The sequence below is a fragment of the Rhizobium sp. 10N414 genome, from assembly GCF_056394785.1.
Window position 1 is genome coordinate 73,147 of record NZ_JBFTIN010000016.1, and the last position, 18,252, is coordinate 91,398.

10 protein-coding genes are annotated in these 18,252 nt (G+C 62.5%); 9 read left to right on the forward strand and 1 reads right to left on the reverse strand.

The window, feature by feature from the left end; translation table 11 throughout:
* Nucleotides 1-91: 91 nt before the first annotated feature.
* The 3 genes from AC1DE4_RS16375 to AC1DE4_RS16385 are packed head-to-tail and all read left to right on the forward strand — an operon-like array spanning nucleotide 92 to nucleotide 6,727.
* Nucleotides 92-3,412, forward strand: a complete 3,321-nt coding sequence (locus AC1DE4_RS16375) for a transglutaminase family protein (protein WP_192241586.1) — start codon at nucleotides 92-94, stop codon at nucleotides 3,410-3,412.
* 13 nt (nucleotides 3,413-3,425) lie between these two features.
* Nucleotides 3,426-5,843, forward strand: a complete 2,418-nt coding sequence (locus AC1DE4_RS16380) for a circularly permuted type 2 ATP-grasp protein (protein WP_169682337.1) — start codon at nucleotides 3,426-3,428, stop codon at nucleotides 5,841-5,843.
* A complete protein-coding gene (locus AC1DE4_RS16385) occupies nucleotides 5,840-6,727 on the forward strand; it encodes a transglutaminase family protein (protein ID WP_018856604.1) in 888 nt (295 codons plus the stop codon). Before AC1DE4_RS16380 ends, AC1DE4_RS16385 begins: the two co-directional genes overlap by 4 nt.
* Here the strand turns inward: AC1DE4_RS16385 and AC1DE4_RS16390 are convergent.
* Entirely contained in the window at nucleotides 6,711-7,151 is a 441-nt protein-coding gene (locus AC1DE4_RS16390; protein ID WP_162763411.1) for a hypothetical protein, read from the reverse strand. The genes AC1DE4_RS16385 and AC1DE4_RS16390 overlap by 17 nt on opposite strands.
* A 38-nt stretch (nucleotides 7,152-7,189) precedes the next feature.
* Here AC1DE4_RS16390 and AC1DE4_RS16395 point away from each other — a divergent pair, with 38 nt between their 5' ends.
* From AC1DE4_RS16395 to glgX, 6 genes are read left to right on the forward strand one after another with little or no spacing between them, the layout of a single operon-like run.
* A complete protein-coding gene (locus AC1DE4_RS16395) occupies nucleotides 7,190-9,652 on the forward strand; it encodes a glycogen/starch/alpha-glucan phosphorylase (protein WP_018856602.1) in 2,463 nt (820 codons plus the stop codon).
* The gene (glgB, locus tag AC1DE4_RS16400) at nucleotides 9,649-11,856 is read left to right on the forward strand and encodes a 1,4-alpha-glucan branching protein GlgB (protein ID WP_113470639.1); all 2,208 of its coding nucleotides are present in this window, start codon (nucleotides 9,649-9,651) and stop codon (nucleotides 11,854-11,856) included. Before AC1DE4_RS16395 ends, glgB begins: the two co-directional genes overlap by 4 nt.
* Before the next feature lie 20 nt (nucleotides 11,857-11,876).
* Entirely contained in the window at nucleotides 11,877-13,139 is a 1,263-nt protein-coding gene (gene glgC, locus AC1DE4_RS16405) for a glucose-1-phosphate adenylyltransferase (protein WP_113470638.1), read from the forward strand.
* 3 nt (nucleotides 13,140-13,142) lie between these two features.
* Nucleotides 13,143-14,585: a glycogen synthase GlgA gene (gene glgA, locus AC1DE4_RS16410; protein WP_113470637.1), complete on the forward strand. Its 1,443-nt coding sequence runs from the start codon at nucleotides 13,143-13,145 to the stop codon at nucleotides 14,583-14,585.
* A gap of 6 nt (nucleotides 14,586-14,591) precedes the next feature.
* Nucleotides 14,592-16,223, forward strand: coding sequence for an alpha-D-glucose phosphate-specific phosphoglucomutase (locus AC1DE4_RS16415; RefSeq protein WP_477882043.1), 1,632 nt, complete (start codon nucleotides 14,592-14,594; stop codon nucleotides 16,221-16,223).
* A gap of 9 nt (nucleotides 16,224-16,232) precedes the next feature.
* Entirely contained in the window at nucleotides 16,233-18,197 is a 1,965-nt protein-coding gene (gene glgX, locus AC1DE4_RS16420) for a glycogen debranching protein GlgX (protein ID WP_113470636.1), read from the forward strand.
* The last annotated feature ends 55 nt before the right edge of the window (nucleotides 18,198-18,252 follow it).

Genomic DNA, 18,252 nt, shown 5'->3' on the forward strand with positions numbered 1-18,252 from the left:
TACCGCCTTGCATTCTTTCGCTGCATTGCACACACTACCCTTCGGGAACAGCAAATGCCGTACAACGATACGGCAGCGGATAAGGCCGTCCATGTCGATCAAAGCCAGCATCTATCACCTGACGCATTACAAATACGACAAGCCGGTCCGCCTCGGACCTCAGATCATACGCCTCAAGCCAGCGTCGCATTCCAAGACGCGGGTGATCAGCCATTCGCTGAAGGTTTCGCCGTCGAACCATTTCGTGAACCTGCAGCAGGATCCCTACGGCAATTATCTGGCCCGCTACGTCTTCCCTGACCCGGTGACGGAGTTCAAGATCGAGGTCGACCTCGTCGCCGACATGACGGTCTATAACCCCTTCGATTTCTTCATCGAGGAGAGCGCCGAGATGTGGCCCTTCTCCTATCCCGAGGAGATCAGGGACGACCTGAAGATCTACATGCAACCGCAGCCGGTGGAGCCGGCGCTGGCTGCCTATCTCGCCGGCATCGACCGCACTCCCATGCGGACCACCGACTTCATCGTAGGGTTGAATGCGCGGCTGAAGAACGACGTCGAATACGTCATCCGCATGGAGCCCGGCGTCCAGACGCCGGAGGAAACGCTGAAGCTGGCGCTTGGCTCCTGCCGCGACTCGAGCTGGCTGCTGGTCGAGATCCTGCGCAATCTCGGCTTCGCCGCCCGCTTCGTCTCCGGCTATCTCATCCAGCTCACCCCCGACCTGAAGGCGCTCGACGGGCCCTCCGGCACCGAGGTCGATTTCACCGACCTGCACGCCTGGTGCGAGGTCTATCTCCCCGGCGCCGGCTGGGTCGGCCTCGACCCCACGTCTGGCCTGCTCACCGGCGAAAGCCACATACCGCTCGCCGCCACCCCGCACTACCGAAATGCCGCGCCGATATCAGGCGCGCTTTACGGCGAGGCCAACACCGAATTCGCCTTCGAGATGAAGGTCTCGCGGGTAGCGGAGCACCCGCGCATCACCAAGCCTTTCTCCGACGAAAGTTGGAAGGAGCTCAACGAGCTCGGTGCCAAGGTCGATAGCATCCTGCAGGCCGGGGATGTCCGCCTGACCATGGGCGGCGAGCCGACCTTCGTTTCCATCGACGACTTCGAATCCGAGGAGTGGAACACTGCCGCCGTCGGCCCGACCAAGCGCGAGAAGGCGGATGTCCTCATCCGCAAACTGCGCGAGCGCTTCGCTCCCGGCGGCTTCCTGCATTACGGTCAGGGCAAGTGGTATCCGGGCGAAAGCCTGCCGCGCTGGACCTTCTCACTCTACTGGCGCAAGGACGGCAAGCCGATCTGGCAGAACCCGGAGCTCATCGCCGGCGAGGGCAAGGACACCGGTGCAAAGGCAGATGACGCCGCCAACCTTTTGAATGCCATCGCCAGGGAACTGGCGATCGAGACCGACATGGTGCTGCCCGCCTACGAGGATCCAGCCGAATGGATCATGAAGGAAGGCAGCCTGCCCGAAAACGTCGACCCATCCAATTCCAAGCTGAAGGACCCGGAAGAGCGTAGCCGCATCGCCCGCGTCTTCGAACGCGGCCTGACCGTACCGACCGGCTACATCCTGCCGGTGCAGGCCTGGAACGCGCGCGCCTCTAGCACGCGCTGGGTCAGCGAAAAATGGAAGACCCGCCGCGGCAAGATCTTCCTCGTTCCCGGCGACAGCCCCGTCGGCTATCGCCTGCCCCTCGGCACCCTGCCCTATGTGCCGCCGGCGCGTTTCCCCTATATCCACCCCGCCGACCCGTCGATTCCGCGCAATCCGCTGCCCGAAGTCTTCGTGCCATCCGGCCGCGCCATGCCGGAAGCCTCCCGCCACAGCGACGACAGCAGCCAGAACCGCGTTGAGCAAACCGTCGGCGAGATCGGCGGCGTCGTGCGCACCGCAATCTCGGTCGAACCGCGCGACGGAAGGCTCTGCGTCTTCATGCCGCCGGTCGAGCGCATCGAGGACTATCTCGAACTGATCGCCGCCGCGGAGAATGCAGCGACCGAACTCGGCCTGCCCGTCCATATCGAAGGCTATTCGCCGCCGCAGGACGAGCGCATCAATGTCATCCGCGTCGCCCCCGATCCCGGCGTCATTGAGGTCAATATCCATCCCGCTTCCAACTGGCAGGATTGCGTCGACATTACGATGACGATCTACGAGGAAGCCCGCCAAAGCCGCCTCGGCACCGACAAGTTCATGATCGACGGGCGCCACACCGGTACCGGCGGGGGCAACCATGTGGTCGTTGGTGGCGCCAATCCGGGCGACAGCCCCTTCCTGCGCCGCCCTGACCTGTTGAAGAGCCTGGTACTGCACTGGCAGCGCCATCCCTCGCTCTCCTACATGTTCTCGGGCATGTTCATCGGCCCGACCAGCCAGGCGCCGCGCATCGACGAAGCCCGTCACGACAGCCTCTACGAACTGGAAATCGCGCTCGCCCAGGTCCCCGCGCCGGGTCGCGGCGCGCAACCCCTCCCTTGGCTGGTGGACAGGCTGTTCCGCAATCTGCTGACCGACGTCACTGGCAACACGCACCGCGCCGAGATCTGCATCGACAAGCTGTTTTCGCCGGATGGCCCAACCGGACGGCTCGGCCTCGTCGAATTCCGCGGTTTCGAAATGCCGCCGAACGCACGTATGTCGCTTGCCCAGCAACTGCTGGTCCGCGCGTTGATCGCCCGCTTCTGGCAGCACCCTGCGGACGGCAAGTTCGTGCGCTGGAGCACGTCGCTGCACGACCGCTTCATGCTGCCGCACTTCATCTGGGCCGATTTCCTCGACGTGCTCGGCGACCTCAAGCAGAATGGCTTCGACCTCAGCCCGGAATGGTTCAAGGCACAGCTTGAATTCCGCTTCCCCTTCTGTGGCGAGGTCGAATACGAAGGCTCTAAGCTCGAACTGCGGCAGGCGCTGGAACCCTGGCACGTCATGGGCGAGGAGGGCGCGATCGGCGGCACGGTCCGCTATGTCGACAGCTCCGTAGAGCGCCTGCAGGTCCGGCTGGAAACCAGCAATGCCTCCCGCTACACCGTGACCTGCAACGGCCGCACGGTTCCGTTGAGCTCGACCGGCACGGCGGGCGTCTCGGTCGCTGGCGTTCGCTTCAAGGCATGGCAGCCTGCGTCGGGATTGCACCCGGTTTTGCCGGTCAATACGCCGCTCACCTTCGACATTTATGATACATGGTCGAAGCGTTCGATCGGCGGCTGCATCTATCATGTTGCCCATCCGGGCGGGCGTAACTATGAGACCTTCCCGGTCAATGGTAACGAAGCGGAAGCGAGACGGCTGGCGCGATTCGAGCCGTGGGGGCATACGGCAGGCGCATTCATTCCGCGTGCCGAGACAGTTTCACCGGAATTCCCGCTGACGCTCGATCTTCGACGACCGGTGGGAATCTAAGCACTAGGGCGAAATGGGCAAGAAACCGACGGCAGAACTGAGGGAAGAGCCAGCGATCCGCACCGGAAACGATGCCGTGCTTGACTATACTCCTCTGCCCGGCGTCGCCGACGAGATGGTCGACACCAACGGCGCCATCCGCCCGGTCTGGCAGCGCTTCTTTTCGCATCTGAGCGGAATGCCCGAAAAGGAGCTGACCGAACGCTTCACCCGCGCCGACCGTTACCTGCGCGACGCCGGCGTTTTCTACCGAGCCTACGGCAGCACCGGAAGCGCCGAGCGCTCCTGGCCCCTCTCGCACGTTCCGGTCCTCATTGATGCGCGCGAATGGGAGGCGGTCTCGGCTGGGCTCGTCCAGCGCGCCGACCTGCTGGAAGCGATCGTTGCCGACGTCTACGGCCAAAATCGCCTTGTCGCGGAGGGCGTGCTGCCACCGGCCCTGATCGCTGCCAACCCCGAATACCAGCGTCCGCTTGTCGGCGTCACCCCGGCCGGCGGTCACTACCTGCATTTCTGCGCCTTCGAGATCGGCCGCGGTCCTGATGGAAACTGGTGGGTCCTCGCTGACCGTACGCAGGCGCCGTCTGGCGCCGGCTTTGCGCTTGAAAACCGCGTGGCGACGACCCGCGCCTTCTCCGATATATACGCTGAGACGCCGGTTCATCGCCTCGCCTCCTTCTTTGGCGCCTTCCGCGATGCGCTGCAGGGCATGAAGCACAGCGGCGACGACCGCATCGCCGTGCTGACGCCGGGCCCCGCCAACGAAACCTATTACGAGCACGCCTATATCGCCCGCTATCTCGGCTTCATGCTGCTCGAGGGCGAAGACCTGGCTGTCGTCAACGGCAAGGTGATGGTCCGCACCGTGTCGGGCCTGAAGCCGATCACCGTGCTTTGGCGCCGCCTCGATTCGGCCTATTCGGATCCACTGGAACTGAACCAGAATTCACATATCGGCACGCCCGGCCTCGTCGAGGCTCTGCGCGCCGAAAGCGTGACCATCGTCAATGCACTCGGCAGCGGCATCATTGAAACACGCGCGCTGCTCGCCTTCATGCCGACCATCTGTCGTCGTCTGTTTGGCGAAGAGTTGAAGCTCCCCTCGATCGCGACCTGGTGGTGCGGCCAGAAGGGCGAACGCGAACATGTGGCGGCCAACATCGAAAAGATGGTGATCGGTCCGGCCTATTCGCGCGCACCGTTCTTCGATGACAGGGGCGAATCCGTGCTCGGCTCGACCTTGCGCGCCACGACCAAGGATTCGATCGGCGATTGGTTGAACTCCGACGGCGCCAAACTTGCCGGGCAGGAAGTCGTAACGCTATCGACGACCCCGGCCTGGATCGACGGCAAGCTGACGCCGCGGCCGATGTCGCTACGCGTCTTCGCCGCCCGCACGGCCAATGGCTGGCAGATCATGCCGGGCGGCTTTGCCCGCATCGGCGGCAGCGACGACGTTTCGGCCATCGCCATGCAATCGGGTGGTGCCGCCGCCGACGTCTGGATCGTCAGCGACAAGCCGGTGGAGCAGCACACATTGCTGCCGGCGGAAGGCAGCTTCACCCGCAACATGCCGGGCAGCCTGCCGAGCCGCGCGGCCGACAATCTCTTCTGGCTCGGCCGCTACATCGAGCGCGCCGAAGGGGCGCTGCGCATCCTGCGCGCCTGGCACGCCCGCTTTGCGGAAGCCGCCGATCCGAACCAGCCCCTGTTGGCCGACGTGACAGCCTATCTGGCCGCCGTCGATATCGACACCGAGGAAGCAGTCCCGGATACGCTAATGCGCAACATCGACAGCGCCGTCTATTCCGCCAGCAACATTCGCGACCGTTTCTCGCCGGATGGCTGGCTGGCGCTCACTGATCTCGCCAAGACGGCGCGACGGTTCCACGAGACGATTTCTCCCGGCGACGATGCAAGCCACGCGATGACGATTCTGCTGCGCAAGCTCGCGGGCTTCGCCGGTCTGGTGCACGAAAACATGTATCGCTTCACCGGCTGGCGTTTCCTCTCGCTCGGCCGCCATATCGAGCGCGGGCTGCACATGACACGGCTGCTCGGGCACATGTCGGGGCCGGACGCCCCTGATGGCGCGCTCGACATGCTGCTGGAGATCGGCGACAGCGTCATGACCCATCGCCGCCGCTACAACGTCAACACCGCTCGCCTCACGGTCACCGATCTGCTCGCGCTCGATCCGCTCAATCCACGCTCAATTCTTTTCCAGATGAACGAGATCCACCGCGAGGTGGAGCAGCTCCCGAACGCACTCGTCAACGGCCAGATGTCGCCCTTCTATCGCGAAGCGATGCGGTTGCACTCCGGCCTTGCCGTGATGACGCCGGAGACGATGAGCGTCGATGTCTACCGCCGCCTCGAACGCGAGCTGGAGCATCTGTCCGACCTCCTTGCCCACACATATCTCGGATGACCCAGGTGCTTTACGATCTCTCGCTGCACATGGGATACATCTACGACACGCCGGCCTCTGGCGCCCGCCACATCATGCGGCTGATGCCGCTGTCGCTGCCGAACCGGCAACGGCTGGTGGCCGGCTCGATCAAGGTTTCGCCGACGCCGGATGAACAGGCGCACTTCGTCGATTTCTTCGAGCACCCCGCGACTTCCTTCATGCTGCGCGCGCCGCATGAAAAGCTGGATATCCGCATGCATGCCCGCGTGCACGTGGAGAGCCATTCCATCGCAGCGGATTTTTCCCCCGTGCTCGCAAAGCTTCCGAATGAGGTCGCAGGCGTCTGGTCGCTGAAGCCCGACGCCCCGCATCATTTCCTCGGCAATAGCCCCCGCCTTTCGGACACACGCGCGATCTCGGACTATGCGAAGGCCTGCGCCGAACCGTCATGGACCGTGCTGCAGATCGCCACTGCGCTATGCGCGAAAATCCATCTGGATTTCACCTATGATGCCGAAGCGACGACCGTCGATACGACGCCGCTTGAAGCCTTCCAAATAAAGCGCGGCGTCTGCCAGGACTTCGTCCATGTCATGATCCTTGCTCTGCGTAGCCTCGGCATTCCCGCCGGATATGTCTCCGGATTCCTGCGCACCATTCCGCCGCCCGGCAAGGAACGGCTGGAGGGGGCGGACGCCATGCATGCGTGGGTCAGGGTCTGGTGCGGCGAAACGATCGGCTGGGTCGAACTGGATCCGACGAACAACATCCCGGCCGGCACCGACCACATCGTCGTTGCCTATGGCCGCGACTACGCCGACGTCGCCCCGGTCATCGGCGTGCTGAAGAGCTACGGCGGCCAACGCGCTGTCCAGGCCGTGGATGTCATTCCGTTGGGATAATTGAATAGCCGATAGAATTCAGATCTTTACCGTGGCGTTCATGGTGCCGCAAAAGGTCAAGGACCTCCTTGCCTCCTGCGGGACCACCCCGAGCAACGCCTATCAGCCCAATAGCATGGCTCAGCTGGTTGCGGACTTGGGCCATGGCCGCCAAGGCGACGAGCTCGCGACCCGCCTGACGAACTGGTAACAGCAAAGACCCGCAAACAACAAAAGCCGCCCCGGAACAAACCGGAGCGGCTTTTCGTTTGCCTGCAAAAACGCGCATATCAAATTCGGAAAACCGATTGAAATCAAGCTCTTTCCGCAGCGGAGCGCCAAGCCTCGGCAATTTTTTCGTTTGGGTAATTCCTTTGTTGCAAGTGCGTTGTAACGATGCATAAACTGCGTGTTTAGTGCGCGGCAAACCGATTGAAATTGGCATAACGTACTGAAACCAAACAGAATTGGCGAGGACTGACGATGAACACCGTTTCGAAGCCGACAATCCCCTCCCCCGCGCCGCGCAGCTCCAAGCCAGAAATTCTCGCCGAAGAAATCATCGAACGCCTGACCTACCGCATCGGCAAGGATGCGAAGGTCGCCAAGCCGCATGACTGGCTGACGGCGACCATCCTCGTCATACGCGACCGCATCATCGACAAGTGGATGGAGTCGACCCGCAAGGTCTACGCAACAGGCGACAAGCGCGTTTACTACCTCTCCCTCGAATTCCTCATCGGCCGCCTGATGCGCGACGCCGTCTCGAACCTCGGCCTCATGGAACAGGTTCGCGACGCGCTCGCCTCGCTCGGCGTCGATGTCTCTGTCATCGCCGGCCTCGAGCCTGACGCCGCTCTTGGCAACGGCGGCCTTGGCCGTCTCGCCGCCTGCTTCATGGAAAGCATGGCGACCGTCGATGTCCCGGCCTATGGCTACGGTATCCGTTACGTCCACGGTCTTTTCCGGCAGCAGCTTGCCGATGGCTGGCAGGTGGAGTTGCCGGAAAGCTGGCTGGCGCACGGCAATCCTTGGGAATTCGAGCGTCGCGAGAGCGCTTACGAAATCGGCTTCGGCGGCACCGTCGACGTGGTCAATAGCCCCGAGGGCGAGCCGCGCTATGTGTGGAAACCCGCCGAGCGTGTCATCGCCGCCGCCTTCGACACTCCGGTGGTCGGCTGGCGCGGCAAGCGCGTCAACACGCTGCGCCTCTGGTCCGCGCAGCCGATCGACCCGATCCTGCTCGACGCCTTCAACGCCGGCGACCATATCGGCGCGCTGCGTGAGAGCAACAAGGCCGAAAGCCTGACGCGCGTTCTATATCCCGCCGACGCGACGCCGGCCGGCCAGGAACTGCGCCTGCGCCAGGAATTCTTCTTCTCCTCCGCTTCGCTGCAGGACATCCTGCGCCGTCACCTGCAGCAGTATGACGATTTCACCTCGCTGCCCGACAAGGTGGCGGTCCAACTGAACGACACGCATCCGGCGGTCTCGGTCGCGGAACTGATGCGCCTGTTGTGCGACGTGCATGGTCTCGACTTCGACCAGGCTTGGGACATCACCCGCGGCACGATCGCCTACACCAATCACACCCTCCTGCCGGAAGCGCTGGAAAGCTGGCCGATTCCACTGTTCGAGCGCCTGCTGCCGAGGCATATGCAGATCATCTACGCGATCAACGCCAAGGTGCTGCTGGAGGCGCGCAAGACCAAGACCTTCTCCGAAACGGAAATCCGCTCGATTTCCCTGATCGAGGAAAGCGGCGAGCGCCGTGTACGCATGGGCAATCTCGCCTTCGTCGGCGCTCATTCGATCAACGGCGTTTCGGCTCTGCACACCGACCTGATGAAGGTCACCGTCTTTGCCGACCTGCATAAGCTCTATCCCGACCGCATCAACAACAAGACCAACGGCATCACGCCGCGCCGCTGGCTGCAGCAGTGCAATCCCGGCCTGACCTCGCTGATCCGCGAAACGATCGGCGACGACTTCCTCGATGACGCCGAAAAGCTGAAGCCGCTCGACAAGTTCGCGAATGATGCAAGCTTCCAGGAGAAGTTCGCGGCGGTGAAGCGCGCCAACAAGGTGGCCTTGTCCAATCTCGTCGCCAGCCGCATGGGCATCAAACTCGATCCGTCGGCTATGTTCGATATCCAGATCAAGCGCATCCACGAGTACAAGCGGCAGCTGCTCAACATTATCGAAGCAGTCGCGCTCTACGACCAGATCCGCTCACATCCAGAATTGGACTGGGTGCCGCGCGTCAAGCTCTTCGCCGGCAAGGCGGCGCCGAGCTACCATAACGCCAAGCTGATCATCAAACTGATCAACGACGTCGCCCGCACGATCAACAACGACCCGGCCGTCCGCGGCCTGCTGAAGGTCGTGTTCGTGCCGAACTACAACGTTTCCCTTGCCGAGGTCATGGTGCCGGCCGCCGATCTGTCTGAGCAGATCTCGACTGCTGGGATGGAAGCATCGGGCACCGGCAACATGAAGTTCGCGCTGAACGGCGCGCTGACGATCGGGACACTCGACGGCGCCAATGTCGAGATGCGCGACCATGTCGGCGAGGACAACATCATCATTTTCGGCCTGCGTGCCGACGAAGTCGCCGCCGCCCGTGCAGATGGCCACAATCCCCGCGCCATCATCGAAGCGTCGCGTGAACTGTCTCAGGCACTCCAGGCCATCAGTTCCGGCGTCTTCTCGCACGACGATCGAAGCCGATACGCGGCGCTGATCGAAGGCATTTACGCGCATGACTGGTTCATGGTGGCGGCCGATTTCGATGCCTATGCGCAGGCGCAGCGCGATATCGACCAGCTCTGGACCGATCCGTCGGCGTGGAACAAGAAAGCGATCTGCAACACGGCTCGGATGGGCTGGTTCTCATCCGACCGCACGATACGGCAATATGCCAAGGAAATCTGGAGAGCCGGATGAAAGCGCCGAAAGCCACCCCTGAAGTCAGACTTCCCTGGGAGATTTCGGCAGACGAGATAGCGGCAATCCTCGCAGGGTCGCATTCCAATCCCTTCGCCGTTCTCGGCGTTCACAAATCGGGAAACGCCTACGTCACCCGCTGCTTCATTCCGGGCGCCGAAGAGGTGACCGCGATGGCGCTCGATGGCAGCGTCATCGGCGAATTGAAGCAGCAGCATTCTGACGGCTTTTTCGCCGGCGAGGTTTCGGTGACGAAGCAGCAGCCGGTGCGCTATCGCGCGCGACGCGGCGATGCCGAATGGGCGGTGACCGACCCTTACAGCTTCGGACCCGTCCTCGGCCCGATGGATGACTATTACGTGCGGGAAGGTTCCCATCTGCGCCTCTTCGACAAGATGGGCGCACACTGGATCAAGCACGAGGGCGCGCAGGGGATCCATTTCGCCGTCTGGGCGCCGAATGCTCAGCGTGTCTCGGTTGTCGGTGACTTCAATGGCTGGGATGGTCGCCGCCATGTAATGCGCTTCCGCTCCAGCGCCGGTATCTGGGAGATCTTCGCTCCTGACGTTCCGACCGGTGTCGCCTACAAATTCGAAATCCGCGGCCACGACGGTGTGCTGTTGCCGCTAAAGGCCGACCCTTTCGCCCGACGCAGCGAACTACGCCCACAGACGGCCTCGGTCGCGGCATCCGAGCTGCTGCAGGAATGGGACGACGCAGCGCATCTGAAGCACTGGAGCGAAACCGACAAGCGTCGTCAGCCGATCTCGATCTACGAGGTTCATGCCGGCTCCTGGCAGCGGCGCGACGATGGCTCGTTCCTCTCCTGGGACGAGCTTGCCGCCCGTCTAATCCCCTACTGCGTCGACATGGGCTTCACCCATATCGAGTTCCTGCCGATTACCGAGCATCCCTATGATCCCTCCTGGGGCTACCAGACGACCGGGCTCTATGCGCCGACCGCCCGCTTCGGCGAGCCGGAGGGTTTCGCCCGCTTCGTCAACGGCTGCCACAAGGTCGGCATCGGCGTCATCCTCGATTGGGTGCCAGCCCATTTCCCGACCGACGAACACGGTCTCGGCTGGTTCGACGGCACGGCGCTCTACGAGCATGCCGACCCGCGCCAGGGCTTCCACCCCGACTGGAATACGGCAATCTACAATTTCGGCCGCACCGAAGTCGTTTCCTATCTGGTCAACAACGCGCTTTACTGGGCCGAGAAGTTCCATCTCGATGGTCTGCGCGTCGATGCCGTGGCCTCGATGCTCTACCTCGACTATTCCCGCAAGCACGGCGAATGGATCCCGAACGAGTACGGCGGTAATGAGAACCTGGAGGCTGTGCGCTTCCTGCAGAACATGAACACCCGTATCTACGCCGAGCATCCAGGCGTCATGACCATCGCCGAAGAATCGACCTCCTGGCCGAAGGTGTCGCAGGCGGTGCATGAAGGCGGCCTCGGCTTCGGCTTCAAGTGGAACATGGGCTTCATGCACGACACACTGAGCTACATGAGCCGTGAGCCGATCCACAGAAAGCATCATCACAACGAGCTGACCTTCGGCCTGCTCTACGCCTATTCGGAAAACTTCGTGCTGCCGCTCTCCCATGACGAGGTGGTGCACGGAAAGGGCTCGCTGATCGCCAAGATGCCCGGCGACGACTGGCAGAAATTTGCGAATCTGCGGGCCTATTACGCCTTCATGTGGGGCTATCCGGGCAAGAAGCTGCTCTTCATGGGTCAGGAATTCGCGCAGTGGAGCGAGTGGAACGAGGCAACCTCGCTCGACTGGAACCTGCTGCAGTACCGCATGCACGAGGGCATGCGCCGGCTGGTGCGCGACCTCAACTTCACCTACCGCAGCAAGCCGGCCCTGCACGCCCGCGACTGCGAGGGCGATGGCTTCGAATGGCTGATCGCCGACGACCACGAGAACTCCGTTTTTTCCTGGCTGCGCAAGGCGCCAGGAGAGAAGCCGGTCGCCGTCATCTGTAATCTGACGCCTGTCTATCGCGAGAACTATTCCGTGCGCCTGCCGACCGAGGGGCGCTGGCGCGAGATACTGAATACCGATGCCGATATCTATGGTGGCAGCGGCAAGGGCAATGGTGGCCGCGTGCAGGCCGTCAACGCCGGCGGCAGCATTGCTGCATCCATCACCTTGCCGCCTCTGGCGACGATCATGCTTGAACCCGAGAACTGACGACTGGTGGGAGGATAAAAATGGTAGAAAGACGTGTTCAGCCACTTGCCCGCGACGCAATGGCCTATGTTCTCGCTGGCGGCCGGGGAAGCCGCTTGAAAGAGCTCACCGATCGCCGCGCCAAGCCGGCGGTCTATTTCGGCGGCAAGACCCGTATCATCGACTTTGCGCTGTCGAACGCGCTGAACTCGGGCATCCGCCGCATCGGCGTCGCCACCCAGTACAAGGCGCACTCGCTGATCCGCCATATGCAGCGCGGCTGGAACTTCTTCCGCCCCGAGCGGAACGAAAGCTTCGACATTTTGCCGGCCTCCCAGCGCGTCTCGGAGACGCAGTGGTATGAAGGCACCGCCGATGCGGTCTACCAGAACATCGACATCATCGAGGACTATGGCGTCGAATACATGGTCATCCTCGCCGGCGACCATGTCTACAAGATGGACTACGAATACATGCTGCAGCAGCATGTCGATTCCGGCGCCGACGTCACGATCGGCTGCCTGGAAGTCCCGCGCATGGAAGCCGTCGGCTTCGGCGTCATGCACGTCGACACGACCGACCGGATCATCGACTTCGTCGAGAAGCCCGCCGATCCGCCGGGCATTCCCGACAAGCCGGAATTCGCGCTTGCCTCGATGGGCATCTACGTGTTCCACACGAAATTCCTGATCGACGCACTGCGCCGCGACGCCGCTGACCCGAACTCCAGCAAGGATTTCGGCAAGGACATCATCCCTTACATCGTCAAGAACGGTAAGGCCGTCGCCCATCGTTTCGCCAACTCTTGCGTCCGGTCGGATTTCGAGCACGAGCCCTACTGGCGCGATGTTGGAACGATCGACGCCTATTGGCAGGCCAACATCGACCTGACCGCGATCGTTCCGGAACTGGATATCTACGACAAGTCCTGGCCGATCTGGACCTATGCAGAAATCTCGCCCCCGGCGAAGTTCGTCCATGACGACGAAGACCGCCGCGGCTCTGCCACATCCTCCGTCGTCGCGGGCGACTGCATCATTTCCGGCGCAACGCTGAACAAGAGCCTCCTCTTCACCGGCGTTCGCGCCAATTCCTACTCCAAGCTCGAAGGTGCCGTCGTTCTCCCGAGCGTCAAGATCGGAAGGCACGCCCAACTCAGAAACGTCGTGATCGACCACGGAGTCGTCATTCCTGAAGGCCTCATCGTCGGCGAGGATCCGGTTCTAGATGCCAAGCGTTTCCGCCGCAGCGAGGGCGGCATTTGCCTCATTACCCAACCGATGATCGACAAGCTGGGCCTGTAAGCCATGAAAGTTCTTTCGGTTTCGTCCGAAGTCTTCCCGCTCGTCAAGACAGGGGGCCTCGCCGATGTGGCGGGTGCCCTGCCGATCGCCCTTGAGCGTTTCGGCATCGAAACCAAGACCCTCATGCCGGGCTATCCGGCCGTCATGAGGGCTATCCGCAATCCTGTAGTCCGACTCCAATTCGACGATCTGCTCGGCGAACCGGCAACCGTGCTCGAAGTCAAGCACGACGGGCTCGATATCCTCGTGCTCGACGCCCCCGCCTATTACGACCGGTCGGGCGGCCCCTATCTCGACGCCACCGGCAAGGATTACCCCGACAATTGGCGCCGTTTCGCGGCTCTGTCCCTGGCCGGCGCCGAGATTGCCGCGGGGTTGATGCTGGACTGGCGGCCGGACCTCGTGCATACGCATGACTGGCAGTCGGCAATGACCTCGGTCTACATGCGCTACAATCCGACGCCGGAATTGCCGAGCGTCCTGACCATCCACAACATTGCTTTCCAGGGGCAGTTCGGCGCCGATATCTTTCCGGGTCTTCGTCTGCCGCCGCACGCCTTCGCAACGGAAAGCATCGAATATTACGGCAATATCGGCTTCCTGAAGGGCGGCCTGCAGACTGCACACGCCATCACCACTGTCAGCCCCTCTTATGCCGGCGAGATCCTGACCACCGAGTTCGGCATGGGCCTCCAGGGTGTCATCGCAAGCCGAATCGATTCACTGCACGGCATCGTCAACGGCATTGATACCGAAGTCTGGAACCCCTCGACCGACCCGGTTGTCCACACGCATTACAACAGCAGCATGCTGAAGAGCCGCGTCGAAAACCGCAGCTCGATCGCTGAGTTCTTCGGACTTCACCACGACAACGCGCCGATCTTCTGCATCATCAGCCGCCTGACCTGGCAGAAGGGCATGGATGTCATCGCCGCCACCGCCGACCAGATCGTCGACATGGGCGGCAAGCTGGCCATTCTGGGTTCCGGAGACGCGGCGCTCGAAGGGGCACTGCTTGCCGCCGCCGCCCGTCACCCCGGGCGGATCGGCGTTTCCATCGGCTACAACGAGCCGATGTCCCATCTCATGCAGGCCGGTTGCGACGCCATCATCATCCCGTCCAGATTCGAGCCCTGCGGCCTGACGCAGCTTTACGGATTGCGCTATGGATGCGTGCCGATCGTTGCCCGCACCGGCGGGTTGAACGACACCGTTATTGACGCCAACCATGCCGCGCTTGCGGCGAAAGCGGCAACCGGGATACAATTCTCGCCTGTAACTCCATCCGGTCTGTTGCAGGCGGTCCGCCGCGCGCTACATCTCTACGCCGATCAAAAAGTCTGGACCCAATTGCAAAAGCAGGGCATGAAATCGGATGTTTCGTGGGAGAAGAGCGCCGAGCGCTATGCCGCCCTCTATTCAAGCCTCGCCCCTAAAGGCAAGTGAGAGAAAATGATAAAATCCGTACCCACTACGCCCTACCAGGATCAGAAGCCCGGTACCTCCGGCCTGCGAAAGAAGGTTCCGGTATTCCAGCAGCCGAACTATGCCGAGAACTTCATCCAGTCGATCTTCGATTCGCTGGAAGGCTTTCATGGCAAGTGCCTCGTCATCGGCGGCGACGGACGCTACTACAACCGGGAAGTCATTCAGAAGGCGATCAAGATGGCCGCCGCCAATGGCTTCGGCAAGGTGATCGTCGGCAAGGGCGGCATCCTGTCGACCCCGGCAGCCTCCCACATCATTCGCAAATACAAAGCCTTCGGCGGCATCATCCTTTCGGCCAGCCACAATCCCGGCGGTCCAACCGAAGATTTCGGCATCAAGTACAATATCAACAATGGCGGCCCCGCGCCGGAGAAGATCACCGACGCGATCTATGCGCGCACGAAGGTGATCGACACCTACAAGATCGCCGATTTCGCGGACGTCAACCTCGACCGCATCGGCAAGGACGAACTGCCGGGCGGCATGATCCTCTCGGTGCTCGATTCGGTGGAAGACTACACGGCTCTGATGGAAGAGCTGTTCGACTTCCCCGCGATCCGCAACCTCATCAGCCTCGGATTCCGCATCGCTTTTGACGCAATGAGCGCCGTCACCGGCCCATATGCCAAGGAAATCTTCGAAAACCGTCTCGGCGCGCCGTCCGGTTCGGTCCGCAATTTCATGCCGCTGCCCGACTTCGGCGGCCACCATCCGGACCCGAACCCGGTTCACTGCAAGGAACTCTACGACGAGATGATGAGTGATGATGCGCCCGACTTCGGCGCGGCATCCGACGGCGACGGCGACCGCAACCTCATCATCGGCCGCGGCATCTTCGTCACACCCTCCGATAGCCTCGCGATCCTTGCCGCCAACGCCCACCTCGCGCCCGGCTATTCCGGTGGTCTCGCCGGCATCGCCCGCTCCATGCCGACCTCAGGTGCGGCCGATCGCGTCGCCGAGCGCCGCGGTATCGGCATGTACGAGACGCCGACCGGCTGGAAGTTCTTCGGCAACCTGCTCGACGCCGGCATGGCGACGATCTGCGGCGAGGAAAGCGCCGGCACCGGCTCCAACCACGTGCGCGAGAAGGACGGCCTCTGGGCGGTTCTGCTGTGGCTGAACATCCTTGCCGTTCGCGGCGAAAGCGTTCAGGACATCGTCACCCAGCACTGGCAGACCTACGGCCGCAACTACTATTCGCGCCACGACTATGAAGGCGTCGATACTGACGCGGCGAACGGCCTGATCGCAAACCTGCGCAGCCAGCTTGCGTCGCTGCCGGGCCAGAGCTTCGGCCCGCTGAAGGTCGAGAAGGCCGACGACTTTGCCTATCACGACCCAGTCGACAAGTCGGTCAGCGAGCATCAGGGCATTCGCGTCCTGTTCGAAGGCGGTTCGCGCGTGGTCTTCCGTCTCTCCGGTACCGGCACATCCGGCGCCACGCTGCGTGTCTATCTCGAGCGGTACGAGGCGGATTCGACCCGCCACAACATCGAGACGCAGGAAGCGCTCGCCGATCTTATTGCTGTCGCCGAGACCATCGCGGGCATTCGCAGCCGCACGGGCCGCGACGCTCCTTCCGTGATCACCTGACCGAACGGCATGGCGGCGGGTAGACCCGGGCAAGGCGGAGCAACCATCCTCGAGACCGGCGTTGATTTCGCCGTCTGGTCGCGCAAGTCAGGACAGATCGAGCTGTGTCTGTTCGGCGACGACGACAAGGAACTGGCCCGCCTGCCGATGAAACGAGGCGATGACGATGTTCATCGCCTTTTCGTCGACGGCTTGAAGGAAGGTGCGCGCTACGGCTACCGCGCCGGCGGCGTCTATGCGCCCGACGACGGCCTCTGGTTCGACCCGTCGAAGCTGCTGGTCGATCCCTACGCCAAGGAACTCGATCGCCCCTTCCACTACGATCCCCTGCTCGGCACCTCCGGCGCCGAGACGCAGCACCTCGTGCCGAAGGCGATCGTCACCCGCGATGTCCCCGTGAAGCCGGGAAAGCCGCTCTTCAAGCCGGGTGGCTTCATCTACGAGGTTGCCGTCCGACCGTTCACCATGCTGCATCCGGATGTTCCCCAAGCGCAGCGCGGCACCGTCGCGGCTTTGGCGCATCCTTCAGTGATCGCGCATCTGAAGCGCATCGGCGTGGATGCGGTCGAGTTGATGCCGATCACCGCCTGGATCGACGAGCGCCACCTGCCGCCGCTCGGCCTCAGAAACGGCTGGGGCTATAACCCCGTCGCCTTCATGGCGCTCGACCCGCGGCTCGTGCCCGGCGGCATGGCGGAGCTCCGCGACACCGTGGCGAAGCTCCACGCCGAAGGCATTGGTGTCGTCCTCGACCTCGTCTTCAACCACACCGGCGAAAGCGACCGCTTTGGCACGACGCTGTCGCTGCGCGGCCTCGACAACCTCTCCTTCTATCGGCATCTGACCGACCGGCCAGGCGAATTGGTCAACGATACCGGAACGGGCAACACCGTCGCCTGTGATAACCCCTATGTCAGGCAACTGATCATCGACAGCCTCCGCCACTTCGTGCTCGGCGCGGGCGTTGACGGTTTCCGCTTCGACCTTGCCCCCGTTCTTGGCCGAACCGCTGGTGGCTTCGAGGCCAACAGCGAAACGTTGATGGCAATGCTCGCCGATGACGTCTTGTCGGACCGCGTAATGATCGCCGAGCCTTGGGACATCGGTCCTGGCGGCTACCAGCTCGGTAACTTCCCAGCCCCCTTCCTCGAGTGGAACGACCGCGTACGTGATGACGTCAGGTGCTATTGGCGCGGCGACGATCACAAGACCGGACCGCTCGCAACTGCGCTGGCCGGCTCCTCGGACATATTTTCCCGCAACGGTGCGACCGGGACGCGCAGCGTCAACTTTCTTGCCGCCCATGACGGCTTCACGCTCCGCGATCTCGTCTCCTATAGCGGCAAGCACAACGAGGCGAACGGCGAGCAGAACCGCGACGGCCACAACGAGAACCACTCCTGGAACAATGGTGCCGAGGGCGAAACGCACTACCCCGATATCATTCGCAGACGCCGCGATGACCTGAAGGCGCTGCTCTCCACGCTCTTTGCTACGCGCGGCAGCATCATGCTGACGGCAGGCGACGAAGCAGGCCGCACCCAGCGCGGCAACAACAATGCCTACTGCCAGGACAATGAGATCACCTGGATGGACTGGGCGGCGCTCGACGATGAGCTCATCGCCCATACCGCTTTGATCTCAAGCCTGCGCAAGCGCTTCTCCGTGTTCTCGGAAACGGGTTTCTTCGATGGCCATGGCGACGTCGAATGGATATCGCCTTCGGGCCAGCCGATGAGCGTGCAGGAGTGGGAGACCCCGAACTTTTCCACGCTTGGAATGGTGCTGTCGACGCGCGATGGGCAGGGCGGAAAGCCCGCACGGCTGGCCGTGCTTTTCAATCGCTCGGGCGGCGAGGAAATTTTTGCATTGCCCGGGCCGTCCTCATGGCGGCTGCTCGCCCCCAATGGTCAGGAAAAATCCGCGACATCGGCCATCGTGCCGCGCCGCTCGGTCGCTTTCTATCTCGGATAGTTAACCGGCCAGGCCCCTGCCTGCAATTCCTTGTCGCAATTGTCACAATCCCATT